The 12,545-nt window shown below is 69.2% G+C and carries 10 protein-coding genes and 1 tRNA gene; 3 read left to right on the top strand and 8 right to left on the bottom strand.

Annotated features, from left to right (window positions below):
• Positions 1 to 51: 51 nt before the first annotated feature.
• Both ACFWWU_RS13285 and pyk read left to right on the top strand, forming a co-directional pair.
• Positions 52 to 738 carry an SIMPL domain-containing protein gene (locus ACFWWU_RS13285; RefSeq protein ID WP_384143465.1) on the top strand — a complete coding sequence of 229 codons (687 nt, stop codon included), beginning with the start codon at positions 52 to 54 and terminating at the stop codon, positions 736 to 738.
• A 146-nt stretch (positions 739 to 884) separates the two neighbouring features.
• Positions 885 to 2,312, top strand: a complete 1,428-nt coding sequence (gene pyk, locus ACFWWU_RS13280) for a pyruvate kinase (RefSeq protein WP_384143463.1) — start codon at positions 885 to 887, stop codon at positions 2,310 to 2,312.
• A gap of 54 nt (positions 2,313 to 2,366) precedes the next feature.
• On the opposite strand, the gene ACFWWU_RS13275 is transcribed toward pyk, so the two are convergent.
• Positions 2,367 to 2,439: transfer RNA gene (locus tag ACFWWU_RS13275), tRNA-Leu, on the bottom strand.
• Between the two features lie 116 nt (positions 2,440 to 2,555).
• Here ACFWWU_RS13275 and ACFWWU_RS13270 point away from each other — a divergent pair.
• Positions 2,556 to 3,209, top strand: coding sequence for an ANTAR domain-containing response regulator (locus ACFWWU_RS13270; RefSeq protein ID WP_056645833.1), 654 nt, complete (start codon positions 2,556 to 2,558; stop codon positions 3,207 to 3,209).
• Between the two features lie 81 nt (positions 3,210 to 3,290).
• Here the strand turns inward: ACFWWU_RS13270 and ACFWWU_RS13265 are convergent, their stop codons facing one another.
• From ACFWWU_RS13265 to ACFWWU_RS13235, 7 genes are all read right to left on the bottom strand, one after another.
• Positions 3,291 to 4,007 carry an ABC transporter ATP-binding protein gene (locus ACFWWU_RS13265; RefSeq protein WP_384143460.1) on the bottom strand — a complete coding sequence of 239 codons (717 nt, stop codon included), beginning with the start codon at positions 4,005 to 4,007 and terminating at the stop codon, positions 3,291 to 3,293.
• Positions 4,004 to 5,053, bottom strand: coding sequence for an ATP-binding cassette domain-containing protein (locus ACFWWU_RS13260; protein ID WP_384143457.1), 1,050 nt, complete (start codon positions 5,051 to 5,053; stop codon positions 4,004 to 4,006). Before ACFWWU_RS13260 ends, ACFWWU_RS13265 begins: the two co-directional genes overlap by 4 nt.
• A gap of 3 nt (positions 5,054 to 5,056) precedes the next feature.
• Entirely contained in the window at positions 5,057 to 6,889 is a 1,833-nt protein-coding gene (locus ACFWWU_RS13255; protein ID WP_384143454.1) for a branched-chain amino acid ABC transporter permease, read from the bottom strand.
• A gap of 5 nt (positions 6,890 to 6,894) precedes the next feature.
• A complete protein-coding gene (locus ACFWWU_RS13250) occupies positions 6,895 to 7,824 on the bottom strand; it encodes a branched-chain amino acid ABC transporter permease (RefSeq protein ID WP_384143452.1) in 930 nt (309 codons plus the stop codon).
• A gap of 97 nt (positions 7,825 to 7,921) precedes the next feature.
• The gene (locus ACFWWU_RS13245; RefSeq protein ID WP_384143449.1) at positions 7,922 to 9,163 is read right to left on the bottom strand and encodes a branched-chain amino acid ABC transporter substrate-binding protein; all 1,242 of its coding nucleotides are present in this window, start codon (positions 9,161 to 9,163) and stop codon (positions 7,922 to 7,924) included.
• Between the two features lie 536 nt (positions 9,164 to 9,699).
• A complete protein-coding gene (locus ACFWWU_RS13240; RefSeq protein WP_384143446.1) occupies positions 9,700 to 10,185 on the bottom strand; it encodes a PaaI family thioesterase in 486 nt (161 codons plus the stop codon).
• A gap of 62 nt (positions 10,186 to 10,247) precedes the next feature.
• The gene (locus ACFWWU_RS13235; protein WP_384143443.1) at positions 10,248 to 12,530 is read right to left on the bottom strand and encodes an FdhF/YdeP family oxidoreductase; all 2,283 of its coding nucleotides are present in this window, start codon (positions 12,528 to 12,530) and stop codon (positions 10,248 to 10,250) included.
• Positions 12,531 to 12,545 lie beyond the last annotated feature (15 nt).

Raw genomic sequence — 12,545 nt, 5'->3', positions numbered from 1 at the left:
GTGGGAAAGTGTTCGGTGGACGATCGTTGCCGAACATGGAGGAGTCAGGACGTGACGCAGGAACACGCGACCCCCGGGGCGCCGCAGGTGACGGTGCGTGGCGAGGGCCGGCTGGAGGTCGACCCCGAGTTCGCCCGGATCTGGGTGACGGTCTCCGCGCGCGGCACGGACCGCTCGGCGACGCTCGCGGAGCTGACCCGGCGGAACGCGGGCGTGCTCGACCTCGTCAAGGCGCAGGGGGACACGGTCCAGAAGCTGGAGACGGGCCGGTTCTCGATCTCGCCGGAGCTCGGCAGGCGCGGGCGCGGCGAGCGGGTGCACGCCTTCGTGGGCCGGGTCCGGCTGACGGCCGAGCTGACCGATTTCACGGCCCTCGGGGAGCTGGTGACCCGGCTCGCCGATCTGGAGATGACGGCTGTCGACGGGCCGTGGTGGGAGCTGAGGCCGGACTCCCCGGCGTACGCGGAGGCGCGGCGTCTCGCCGTGACGGAGGCGGTGCAGCGGGCGCGGGCGTACGCGTCGGCCCTCGGCACCTCGCTCTCCTCACTCCTCGAACTCGCGGACGCCGGTCTCGCGGGGCCCGGCCTGTCGGGGGCGCCCCCGGTCTTCGCCGCGGCGCCGGCGGGCTTCGCGGCGGAGCGGGCCGGCGAGGCGCCTCCGCTGGACCTCGAACCGCAGCGGCAGACGGTCACGGCCGAGGTCGTCGCACGCTTCACGATGGTGCCGCCCGCACTCTGAGACAAGGGGCGCGGGGGCGCGAAAATCGCTCATCGGAGCACCCCCGTGCACAGATTCAAGACTTGTCAACAACCTTTCACGGAAAGGTTGTTGAGTAGTCATGCCGCGCCAATTTCCTACTGATGGGTAAGGCCTAGGCTCGACCCATGCGCCGAGCGAAAATCGTTTGTACCCTTGGGCCCGCCACCGAAACATACGACCAGATCAAGGCGTTGATCGAGGCCGGAATGGACGTGGCCCGCTTCAACCTCAGTCACGGCACGTACGCCGACCACGAGGAGCGCTACCAGCGCGTACGCAAAGCCTCCGACGAGACCGGCCGCAGCGTCGGTGTCCTCGCCGACCTTCAAGGCCCGAAGATCCGTCTCGGCCGCTTCCGTGAAGGTCCCGTACTCCTTGAACGCGGCGACGAGTTCACCATCACCGTCGAGCCGATGGAAGGCGACCGCCACTGCTGCGGGACGACCTACTCCGGCCTCGCCGGGGACGTGACCGCAGGCGAGCGCATCCTCGTCGACGACGGCCGCGTCACCCTGGAGGTCACCTCCGTCGAAGGACCCCGGGTGAACACCCTGGTCATCGAGGGCGGCATGGTCTCCGACCACAAGGGCCTCAACCTGCCCGGCGTCGCCGTCTCCGTACCCGCCCTGTCCGAGAAGGACATCGAGGACCTCCGCTGGGCCCTGCGCATCGGCGCCGACGTCATCGCCCTCTCCTTCGTCCGGAGCGCCCGGGACATCGTGGACGTCCACCGGATCATGGACGAGGAGGGTCGCCGGCTGCCCGTCATCGCCAAGATCGAGAAGCCGCAGGCCGTCGAGAACATCGAGGAGATCGTCGCCGCCTTCGACGGCATCATGGTCGCCCGCGGCGACCTGGGCGTCGAAATGCCCCTGGAGCAGGTGCCGATCGTTCAGAAGCGGGCGGTCAAGCTGGCGAAGCGCAACGCCAAGCCGGTCATCGTCGCCACCCAGATGCTCGACTCGATGATCGACAACTCCCGCCCCACGCGCGCCGAGGCGAGCGACGTGGCGAACGCGGTCATCGACGGCACCGACGCCGTCATGCTCTCCGGTGAGACGAGCGTCGGCCGCTACCCGATCGAGACGGTCCGCACCATGAGCCGGATCGTCGAGGCCGCGGAGGAGGACGTCCTCGCGCAGGGACTGCCGCCGCTGACCGAGCGCAACAAGCCCCGCACGCAGGGCGGGGCCGTCGCCCGCGCCGCCGCCGAGATGGGCGACTTCCTCGGGGCCAAGTTCCTCGTGGCCTTCACCCAGTCCGGCGACACGGTCAAGCGGCTCTCCCGCTATCGCTCGCCGATCCCGCTGCTCGCCTTCACGCCGGACCCGGCGACGCGCTCGCAGCTCAACCTCACCTGGGGCGTGGAGACCTTCCTCGGTCCGCACGTGGACTCCACGGACGCGATGGTGGCCCAGGTGGACGAGGAGCTGCTGCGGATCGGACGCTGCAAGAAGGGCGACATCGTGGTCATCACGGCCGGGTCCCCGCCGGGTGTCGCCGGCTCGACGAACCTGGTCCGGGTCCATCACATCGGCGAGCCCTTGACCTAGGCCGTTCGGCGGAGCGTGCGACGCTCAACTCGAACCTTGGAATCAAAGGTAAAGTGCCCCGGGTGGGATTCGAACCCACGCTGTATGGTGTTTGAGACCACTGCCTCTTCCGCTGGGCTACCGGGGCATCCTTCAAAACGAAGGTCGGTGATCACCCGCCGTGTCCCTACCTTACAGGAGGTGGGTAGGCTCATGGGGAGCTGTATCCGCCTCCGAAACGAGGCCATGGAACGAGGAGCCCGCGTGACCGCCCCCGAGTCGCCCCAGCCCGCCGACGACGCCGAGCCGTCGCACGTCCCGCCGCTGACGACCCGCGTCGTCATCGCCGAAGACGAGGCGCTCATCCGCCTCGACCTCAAGGAAATGCTCGAGGAAGAGGGCTACACGGTCGTCGGTGAGGCCGGAGACGGCGCCACCGCCGTCGAGCTCGCCCGCGAGCACCGCCCCGACCTCGTCATCCTCGACGTCAAGATGCCCGTCCTCGACGGCATCTCGGCCGCCGAGAAGATCGCGGGCGAGTCCATCGCCCCGGTCCTCATGCTGACCGCCTTCTCGCAGCGCGAGCTCGTCGAGCGGGCCCGGGACGCCGGCGCCATGGCGTACCTGGTGAAGCCCTTCAGCAAGAGCGACGTGGTGCCCGCCATCGAGATGGCCGTCTCCCGGTTCGCCGAGCTGCGCGCCCTGGAGAAGGAGGTCGCCGACCTCTCCCTCCGGCTGGAGACCCGCAAGCTGGTGGACCGCGCCAAGTCGATCCTGCAGACCCAGTACGGTCTGACGGAGCCGGCCGCGTTCCGCTGGATCCAGAAGACCTCCATGGACCGCCGCATGTCGATGCAGCAGGTCGCCGAGGCGGTCATCGAGGACGCCGAGGAGAAGAAGGCGGCCAAGGGCCAGTAGCGGGAGCCGTTCCGTACGGAGGAAGGCCCGCCCCACGTCACTGTGGGGCGGGCCTTCCGTCCGTGGTGCGGACCGGGCCGATCAGTCCTCGCCGAGGTACGCCTTGCGGACGGACTCGTCGTGGAGCAGGTTCTGGCCCGTGCCCGAGAGCACGACCTTGCCGATCTCCATGACGTGACCGTGGTCCGCCAGGGCGAGCGCGGCTTGGGCGTTCTGCTCGACGAGCAGGATGGTGGTGCCCTGGGCCTTCAGCTCCGAGATCGTCGCCATGATCTTCTGCATCATGATCGGGGAGAGACCCATGGAGGGCTCGTCGAGCATGAGCAGCTTCGGCTGGGACATCAGCGCCCGGCCCATGGCGAGCATCTGCTGCTCACCGCCGGAGAGCGTGCCGGCCGCCTGCTTGCGACGCTCGCCCAGGATCGGGAAGAGGTCGTAGGCGCGCTGGACGTCCTTGGCGATGCCCGCGGTGTCCTTCCGGAGGAAGGCGCCGAGGAGGAGGTTCTCCTCGATCGTCATGCGGGGGAAGATGTGCCGGCCCTCGGGGGAGTGGGCCAGACCCAGAGAGACGATCTTGTGCGCGGGGATCTTGCGGAGGGACTTGCCCTCGAACTTGATCTGGCCGCCGACCGGCTTGAGGAGCCCGGAGAGGGTCCGCAGGGTGGTGGTCTTCCCGGCGCCGTTGGTGCCGATGAGGGTGACGACCTCACCGGCGTCGACGGAGAAGGAGATGCCCTTGACGGCCTCGATCTTCCCGTAGGCGACGCGCAGGTCCTCGACTTCGAGCAGTGCGGTCATGCGTCGTTCTCCTTGCCCGAACCGGGGGCTTGCGGGGTGTCCTCCGAGGTCTCCTCGGCGTCCGGGGCGTCCTCGGTGTCCGGGGCGTCCTCGGCGTTCGGAGCCTCGTCGGTCTCCGGGGCCTCGTCGGTCTCCGGGGCCTCGGCGGCCGGGGCCACCGGGGTCTCCGGAGCCTCGTCCGAGGCGGGGGCCTCGGGAGCCTCGGGGGCGTCGTCCGCGGCCACGGGCGCGTCGGCCTCGACCGGCTCGCCCAGGTACGCGGCGATGACCCGCTCGTCACCCTGGACGGTCGCGCTGTCGCCCTCGATCAGCTTCTGTCCCTGGACGAGCACGGCGACCCGGTCGCAGAGGTTGAAGATGAACCGCATGTCGTGCTCGATGACGAGCACGGCGATGCCCATGTCCCGGATGGCGAAGATGAGTTCCTCCGCCGCCCGCGTCTCCTGCGGGTTCATGCCGGCCGTGGGCTCGTCGAGCAGGATCAGACCGGGGTCGCTCGCGAGGGCGCGGGCGATCTCCAGCTTGCGCTGCTCTCCGTACGGCAGGTTCTTGGAGAGGTGCTGGGCCTTGTCCTGGAGTCCGATGAACTCCAGGAGCTCCATGGCCCGCTTCTCGGAGGCCGCTTCGGCCCTCTTGAAGCCGGGGCCGCGGAGCAGGGCCGACCAGAGGCCCTCCTTGGTCCGGGTGTGGCGTCCGACGAGGACGTTCTCCAGAACCGTCATGTTGCCGAAGAGGCGGATGTTCTGGAAGGTACGGGCGATGCCGGCCGCGGTGACCTTGAAGGACTTCGGCGGCAGGACCGTGCCCTTGTACCGGACCTCGCCCTCGGTCGGGATGTAGAGACCGGTGAGGCAGTTGAAGAAGGTGGTCTTGCCGGCGCCGTTGGGGCCGATGAGACCGACGATCTCCCCGGCGTTCACGGTCAGGTTCACGTCGCGCACGGCGGTGAGGCCGCCGAAGCGCATCGTGACACCGCGCGCGTCGAGGACGGTCTCGCGGGCCGCCGGCTCGGTGGTGGCGTCGGCCGTGTTCGTGGTGGTCGTCATGGTTCAGGCACCTGCCTTGGACAGCGTGGCGGGCGACTCGGCGTCCTCGTGGAACTCCAGCTTCTGACGCCGGTTGGCGATCATGCCCTCCGGACGGAAGCGCATGAGCAGGATCAGCGCGACACCGAAGGCGAAGAGCTGGTAGCTGCCCATGAACTGGAGCTTGTTGGGGATGAGGAAGAGCAGCGCCGCGCCGACCAGGGGACCGCTCATGGTGCCCATGCCGCCGAGGACGACGGCCGCGAGCAGGAAGGCGGAGTTGGGCGGGATGGGACCGGCGAAGAGGTACTGCTCCGGCGTCACCGTGTAGGTGACGTGGGCCTGCACCGTGCCGGCGAGACCGGCGAGCGAGGCACCGAGCGCGAAGGCGATGAGCTTGACCCGGAAGCCGTTGATTCCCATGGCGAGCGCCGCGGTCTCGTCCTCGCGGATGGCGACCCAGGCGCGGCCGATGCGGGAGTCGCCGCTGCGCCGGAAGACCAGCACGACGACCGCCATGATCAGCAGCATCAGGAAGAAGTAGTTCGCGAAGCGGCCGATGGTGAAGCCGGCGATCACGTGCTCGGCGCCGAAGTCGAACCCGAAGATGTTGAGGTTCGGGATGGACGCGATGCCGTTGGAGCCGTTGGTGATGTCGGGACCGGAGGTGCCGTCCGTGTTCATCACCGCGATGCGGAAGATCTCACCGAAACCGAGCGTGACGATGGCGAGGTAGTCGCCGCGCAGCCGCAGGGTCGGGGCGCCGATGAGGACACCGAAGACGAGCGAGGCTCCCGCGCCGACCAGGATGGCGGCCCAGAAGGGGAACTCCACACCGAACGGGGAGGTCGGAGCGCCCGAGACGAGGGCGGCCGCGTAGGCGCCGACGCCGAGGAAGGCGACGTAGCCGAGGTCGAGGAGACCGGCGAGGCCGACGACGATGTTCAGGCCCAGGGCGACCGTGGCGAAGATCAGGATGTAGACGCCGAGCGTCGCGTACTGGTCGTCGGTCTGGGTGAAGGGGAACAGCGCCGCGGCGGTGAACGCGCCCGCGATGGTGAGGTTCTGGTGCTTGCCGGTGAGCTGCGTGGCCTGCTGCATGAGGCCCGACTTGTTGACCGCGGCGAAGCCGAGACCGGCCGTGATCAGGAAGCCGATGAACAGCTCGTCGTACTCCGTGCCGACACCGTAGGTGAAGACGCCGAGCGCCACGGCGAGGACGCCCGTGATGATCAGGATCTCGACGGCGGAGTGCATCGGGGGCAGCTTGCGGGCGGTGCCCGTGGTGGCGAAGGCGCCCTTGAAGACGGTCCAGCCGTTGCCGGCCCGGTGCTTGAACTGGTCCCAGCCGGTGTCCTCCGGGTCCACGGGCAGCGTCTTCGGCCGCTCGAAGGGGAGGGCGAGGGCGCCGATGAGGGCGACCAGGGAGGCGATCGCGACGATCGCGCCGCCCGGCTCCAGGTTGACCGGGCCGCCGAGCGTGACGCTGATCGCGGCGACGGTGTACCAGGTGGTGCAGAAGGCGGCGAGCGCGGCGAGCTTGACCGCCGCGTCGGCGCCGGCCGGGGTCAGCCAGCGCGTGCCCTTGACGCCGTACGACGAGAGGGCGAAGACGGTGGTGAGCAGACCCAGGACCAGGACCTGGAGCTGGAGGCCGGCGGGGGAGCCGTAGTACGTGAGGTCACCCGGGAAGGTGGCCGTCCAGGTCCAGGAGAGGAAGCAGCCGGCCACCGTGAGGAGGCCGCCGCCCAGGACGAGGGCGCGGGCGGTCTTTTCCGGCAGGAAGCCGATGAGACCGGTCGCCGCGGCCGACTTCGAAGGCGTGGCCGCCGTCGTGTTCTCGGAGATGGTGGTCATGGTGCTCACGCCCTGTCCGCGACGCGCTCGCCGAGAAGGCCTTGTGGCCGGGCGAGGAGTACGACGATGAGGAGTACGAAGGCCCAGACGTCGGCCCAGGACTGGCCGCCGAGCTGCTCCATACCGGGGATGTGGCTGATGTACGCCGTCGCCATGGTCTCGGCGATACCGAGGACGACTCCGCCGATCATGGCTCCGTAGATGTTGCCGATACCGCCGAGGACCGCGGCCGTGAAGGCCTTGAGCCCGAGGAGGAAGCCCATCTTGTAGTCGACGACGCCGTACTTGAGGCCGTACGCGACGGCGCCGACGGCGGCCATCGCGGCGCCGAGGGCGAACGCGATCACGATGATCCGGTCGGTGTTGACACCCATGAGCTTCGCGGTGTCCGGGTCCTGCGCCGTGGCCTGCATGCCGCGACCGGTGCGGGTGCGCATGACGAAGAAGGCGAGGAAGGCCATGCAGACCGGGGCGGCGATCAGGAGGAAGACGTCGCCGGTCTGGATGGTGACCGGGCCGAGCTCGATCGGGCCGCCGGAGATCTGCGGGAAGGTCCGGGCGGACTTCGCCTCCGGGTACCAGGCCCAGACGGCCTGCTGGAGGGCGAGCGAGAGGCCGATGGCCGTGATGAGCGGGGCGAGGCGGGGGCCACCGCGCAGCGGACGGTAGGCGAAGCGTTCCGCCCCGATGGCTATCGTGGTCGCGATCAGTACGGCGCCGACGATCATGAGGGGCAGAGCGACCCACATGCTGGTGCCGCCGGGCAGGATGAGCCAGACCGTCAGGGCCCCGAAGCCGCCGGTCATGAAGATCTCGCCATGGGCGAAGTTGATGAGCTGGACGATGCCGTAGACCATCGTGTAGCCGACGGCGACGAGCCCGTACATGGATCCCAGTAGCAGGCCGTTGACCAGCTGCTGCGGCAGTTCGTTCACCGCATTGTCCTCCGAGACTTTCGACGGATGTGACACCGCGCGGGGCGCCTTGTGCGGCCCCCCGCGCGATGAAGGTGGTGCTGAGTGGGGTGCGGGATCAGCCGCCGAAGGTGTCGGACTTGACGTCCTTGAAGGCGCCGCCCTCGACCTTGTAGACCGTCAGCTGCTTGTTGGTGGTGTCACCGAACTCGTCGAAGGAGACCTTGCCGGTCACACCCTCGAAGGAGACACCCTGCATGGCCTCGACGACCTTGGCGCGGGCGTCGTCCGGGAGCTTGCCGCTGTTGCCGTCGACGACCTTCTTGACGGCCTCGATGACGGCCCAGGTCGAGTCGTAGGCGTAACCGCCGTAGGCCTCGTAGGCCTCCTTGTAGCCCTTGGCCTTGTAGTTGGTCAGGAAGTCCTTGGCGGAGGCGAGCTTCTCGATCGGCGCGCCGACCGAGGTGGCGATGTCGCCGTTGGCCGCGGCCGCACCGGCGAGCTTCACGTACTCGGGGCTGAAGATCGCGTCGCCACCGACGACGGTGACCTTCGCGCCGGCTTCCTTGATCTGCTTGGCCAGCGGGCCGGCGGCCGGGTACTCGCCACCGTAGTAGACGACGTCGGCGCCGGAGCTCTTCACCTTGGTCGCGACCGCGGAGAAGTCCTTGGTGTCGGGGTTGATGTGCTCGGTGCCGAGGACCTTGCCGCCGAGCTTCTCGAACTCGCCCTTGAAGGTGCCCGCGAGGCCGGCGCCGTAGGTCTTCTTGTCGTCGATGATGAAGGCCTTGGTCTTCTTGGCCTCGTTGAAGACGTACTGGGCGGCGAACGGACCCTGGATGGCGTCGGTGGTCGCGGTGCGGAAGTACGACTTGTAGCCGCGCTTCTTGTCGCCGCTGCTCCAGTTGGCGCCCTGGCTCAGGGACGGGTTGGTGTTGGCCGGGGAGACCTGCACCAGCTTGGCGTCGTCGAAGACCTTCTGCATCGACTCGGCGACGGAGGAGTTCAGCGGGCCGACGACGCCGAGGACGCCCTTGTCGGCGACGAACTTGGTCGCGTTCTGCTGGCCGGCGGAGGGCTGCGCCTGGTCGTCCAGGGACTCCAGCTTGAAGGTCACGCCCTTGACGTGGGCCTTCTCGTTGGCCGTTTTGACCGCGAGGTCGGCCGAGTTCTTGATGCCGAGGCCGAGGGCGGACAGCTCACCCGTGAGGGGCGCGTCGAGACCGATGGTCACGGTGACGTTGCCGCCGTCGCCGCCCTTTTCGGCGCCGCCCTTGTCGTCGCGCGATCCGCAGGCGGTGAGGGTGAGTGCACCCGCGGTGACCGCGGTGGTGAGTATGAGCAACGAACGGTTTCGCACGAAGGGTCCTTTCCCTGGCGCGGCCCCCTCGGATGAGGCGGTGCCGTGAAGCTGCGGAGCGAGGGGTGCCGTTGTCGAGCGCCGGGCCGTACTGGGGTGGTACAGGGCCGTGCCGTTAGGACGCGCCCGGCGGCGCGGTGACTGGCGGTGACTCTAAGCGCAGGTGGGGAGGGTCGGGGAGCGCCGAGGACATGATGTGACTGTCTTGTTATGCCGACGGGGAAAGAGTGTGCGCGGCGACAGGGAATACCGGGGCATAGGGGTTGGTATCGCGGTGTTCACATAGTGAGAACATGCAGTTCCGCTAAGGGGCTTGAGCGATTCTTGGTACTGACGGTCCGCTCAGCGGACTCTCCGGATACCGGACAGTGGCAGAAACCTCAGCGGACGAATCAGCCCTTCCGTTCCTCTCGGATTCTCCCCGTTCGCCTCCCGAACGAAGATCACGGAGAGTGACAGTCGACGGAATCGAAGAGGGAATGACGAAGGGGCGGCACCCTGGCAGGTGCCGCCCCTTGATCGTCGGTCCGTGCGCGTCAGCCGCCCGCGACGATCCCCGCGTCCTTCGCGGTGACCTCGCGCAGCAGGCAGGTCAGCCGCGCCGAGCAGACCCGCTTGCCGTCCTCGTCGCTGATCACGATCTCGTACGTGGCGGTGGACCGCCCGCGGTGCACGGGCGTCGCCACGCCGGTCACGAGGCCGCTGCGCACCCCGCGGTGGTGGGTGCAGTTGAGGTCGACGCCGACCGCGATCCTGGACACCCCGCCGTGCAGCATCGAGCCGATGGAGCCCAGCGTCTCGGCGAGCACCGCGGAGGCGCCGCCGTGCAGCAGACCGTACGGCTGCGTGTTGCCCTCCACCGGCATCGTGCCGACGACCCGCTCGGCCGAGGCCTCGAGGATCTGCACGCCCATCCGGTTGCCGAGGTGCCCGGCGGAGAAGAGCGCGGGCAGGTCGACTCCGAGTGCCGCGTACTCGTCGATGACCTCCGGCGGGAACTTCACGTGCTGCTGTTCACCCATGGAGCGGCTCCGTTCGTCTTTGTACGGCTGCGTGTCGCGTTCCGACCCGCCTGAGCAAACGCTTAGGCGGAGTGCGATTGTTCCAGACGGACGATCACGGACTTGCTGGCGGGTGTGTTGCTGACGTCCGCCGTGGACTCCAGCGGCACCAGGACGTTCGTCTCCGGGTAGTAGGCCGCCGCGCAGCCCCGGGACGTCGGGTAGTGCACCACCCGGAAGCCGGGCGCCCGCCGCTCGGTCCCGTCCGTCCACTCGCTCACCAGATCCGTGTACGCCCCGTCGGCGAGCCCGAGCGCCGCCGCGTCCTCGGGGTGGACGAGAACGACCCGGCGGCCGCCCTTGATGCCCCGGTACCGGTCGTCGAGACCGTAGATCGTGGTGTTGTACTGGTCGTGCGAGCGGAGCGTCTGGAGCAGCAGCCGGCCCTCCGGCACCTTCGGGTACTCGACGGGCGCGGCCGTGAAGTTGGCCTTGCCGGTCTTCGTGGGGAAGCGGCGCTCGTCGCGCGGGCCGTGCGGCAGCGCGAAGCCGCCCGCGTTCGCCGCGAGACGGGCGTTGAAGTCCTCGAAGCCGGGGACCACGCGCGCGATGCGGTCCCGGATCGTGGCGTAGTCGGCCTCGAACTCCTCCCAGGGCGTGGCGGATCCGTCCCCGAGGGCGGCCCTCGCCATGCGGGCCACGATCGCCGGCTCGGACAGCAGGTGCGGGCTCGCCGGCGGCAGATTGCCGCGCGAGGCGTGCACCAGGCTCATCGAGTCCTCGACCGTCACGATCTGCCGGCCGCTCTTCTGCACGTCCTTGTCCGTGCGCCCGAGCGTGGGCAGGATCAGCGCGCGCGTGCCCGTGACCGCGTGCGAGCGGTTCAGTTTCGTCGAGACGTGGACGGTGAGCCGGGCCTGCCGCATCGCCGCCTCCGTCACCTCCGTGTCGGGCGTCGCCCCCACGAAGTTGCCGCCCATCGCGAAGAACACCTTCGCCTCGCCGTCGCGCAGCGCCTGGATCGAGCGGACCACGTCGTAACCGTGGTGGCGCGGCGAGACGATCCCGAACTCCTTGTCCAGGGCGTCGAGGAAGGCCGGGGCGGGGCGCTCGAAGATCCCCATCGTCCGGTCGCCCTGCACGTTCGAATGGCCGCGCACCGGGCACACGCCCGCGCCCGGCCGCCCGATGTTCCCGCGCAGCAGAAGGAAGTTGACCACCTCGCGGATGGTCGGCACGGAGTGCTTGTGCTGCGTGAGCCCCATCGCCCAGCAGACGATCGTCCGCTCCGACGCGAGCACCATCTCAAGGGCCCGCTCGATCTCGGCGCGCTCGAGACCGGTCGCGGCGAGCGTCTCGTCCCAGTCGGCCGCCCGCGCCGCCGCCGTGAACTCCTCGTACCCGTGGGTGTGCTCCTGTACGAACTCCTCGTCGACCGCCCCGGGCGTCTCCAGGACCAGCTTGTTGAGGAGCCGGAAGAGGGCCTGGTCGCCGCCGATCCGGATCTGGAGGAAGAGGTCGGTGAGCGCGGCGCCCTTGAGCATGCCCAGCGGGGTCTGCGGGTTCTTGAACTTCTCCAGACCGGCCTCGGGCAGCGGATTGACCGAGATGATCCTCGCGCCCGCGGCCTTCGCCTTCTCCAGGGCGGAGAGCATCCGGGGGTGGTTCGTGCCCGGGTTCTGCCCCGCCACGACGATCAGGTCCGCCCGGTGCAGGTCCTCCAGGGAGACGCTGCCCTTGCCGATCCCGATCGTCTCGGTCAGCGCCGAACCCGAGGACTCGTGGCACATGTTGGAGCAGTCCGGCAGGTTGTTCGTGCCGAACTCACGCGCGAAGAGCTGGAGCAGGAACGCGGCCTCGTTGCTGGTCCGGCCCGAGGTGTAGAACAGCGCCTCGTCGGGGGACCCCAGGGCCCGGAGCTCCTCGGCGATGATCGCGAAGGCCCGCTCCCAGGTCACCGGCTCGTACCGCTCGCCGCCCTCCGGCAGGAGCATGGGCTGGGTGATCCGGCCCTGCTGGCCCAGCCAGTAGCCGCTGCGGGTCGCCAGGTCCGCCACCGGATGCGCGGCGAAGAACTCCGGGGTCACCCGGCGCAGCGTCGCCTCCTCGGCGACCGCCTTCGCCCCGTTCTCGCAGAACTCGGCGACGTGCCTCTTGTCCTCCTCCGGCCACGCGCAGCCGGGGCAGTCGAAGCCGTCCTTCTGGTTGACCTTGAGCAGGGTGCGCGCGGTGCGCCGCAGTCCCATCTGTTCCTGCGCGATCCGCAGGGTGTGCCCGATGGCGGGCAGGCCCGCCGCGGCGTGCTGCGGCGGTGTGACCTGCGGTGCGTCCTGTACCGGGTCACCGGCCGGCGGCTTGCTGACCATCGCGCTCTCCCTTGA

It is taken from the genome of Streptomyces sp. NPDC058650, from assembly GCF_042717315.1.
GTDB lineage: Bacteria > Actinomycetota > Actinomycetes > Streptomycetales > Streptomycetaceae > Streptomyces.
The sequence above is the reverse complement of the archived record's forward strand: the minus strand, read 5'-3'. Positions and strand labels throughout refer to the sequence as shown.